Annotated in this window: 2 protein-coding genes; both read right to left on the bottom strand. The window is 44.7% G+C overall.

Annotation, left to right across the window (positions count from 1 at the left end; all coding sequences use genetic code 11):
• The coding region (locus tag GH808_RS15115) for an N-6 DNA methylase (protein ID WP_186843602.1) at positions 1 to 597 on the bottom strand (597 nt) is incomplete at its 3' end.
• Between the two features lie 24 nt (positions 598 to 621).
• Positions 622 to 1,217, bottom strand: a 596-nt coding sequence (locus GH808_RS15110; RefSeq protein ID WP_279289698.1) for a type I restriction-modification enzyme R subunit C-terminal domain-containing protein, incomplete at its 5' end; no start/stop codon positions are given.

Genomic DNA, 1,217 nt, shown 5'->3' with positions numbered 1-1,217 from the left:
AAACCCGCCGGTACCACAGGCGAAGTCGCTGATTTTTTCACCCAAGACTGGCTTAACAACTTTCACCATAAAGTCTGTCACTGCTCTTGGGGTGTAGAACTCACCGGCATTTCCGGCGCTTTGCAGATCCTTCAGGAAGGATTCATAGATGGTTCCAAACTCATGGCGTTCCTTATATTCGGTGAAGTCAATCTCATCAATGACATTGACCACTTGTCTTAGCAGGACACCGTCTTTCTGATAGTTATTGGCATCCTCAAAGGCATAACGGACAATGACTTGACTCATGGGGGTTTCTTCATCAATTTCCAGATTCTTCAGGGTTGGGAAAAGGGTGTTGTTGACAAAGTCCAGGAGGGCATCGCCAGTTAAGGCTTCCCCATCTTTTCGATCGACGGCCCAATCTCGCCACTTGAGTCCAGCTGGGATAATGGACGTGTAATGATCATGATAAAGCTCCCAGGCTTCTTCTTTTGCATCGTATATTTTTAAGAATAGAATCCATACGATTTGTTCAATCCGCTGGGCGTCCCCGTTGACACCGGAGTCATTTCGCATCACATCTTGAATTCTCTTTACAAAGTTACCAATTGCCATTTTTTATTTACCTGCCTTATCTATTTATGCGTAATATATCTCGTTTTCTAATTCCTGGACGGCCTTTTGATAGGCTTCTTTGCCACCAAAGGCTTTGACAATTTTCATCGGACTGCCGATCTTGGCAAACTCTTCCAGCTGCAGTACCTTTGTTTCTTCAATTTCTTTAATGCCATCATTGGCATACTTATCCAGGAGGGCGGCAATCACTTGTTCGGCGAGATCCGAATATTTGTATAGATAATGCCTTTTCTTCACATTCGCTGCCCGTTCTTGTTTTGTCAGCGGTTTTTTGTCATAAGCAATGTGACAGATAAGATCAAAGTCATCCAGCTCCGTTTTACCCAATTCCTGTCTGACAGCCTCAAGCAGCACCCCATCATCTTGAAGTTCATCAATGATGGCTTGTTTTTTCTCGGCTGCTGTCCAGCTGCGAAGAAACTGATCCAAACGGGCATACTGCTGGAGGATGTTTTTCCTGGTGTAGTCAATCAGGCTTTCGGTAATCAGTTTCCCGTCTTTATCGACATACTGAATCCGTTCTGAAAGAACCTTAACAACAACATCGCCGACATAATATTTTCGCGGCTTGTCGTCACCGTCATCATTAAAGGGCGGCG

The organism is Acetobacterium fimetarium, assembly GCF_014284475.1.
Taxonomy (GTDB): Bacteria; Bacillota; Clostridia; order Eubacteriales; family Eubacteriaceae; genus Acetobacterium; species Acetobacterium fimetarium.
Note: the sequence above shows the minus strand (reverse complement) of the source record. Positions and strands in the feature narration are given on the sequence as shown.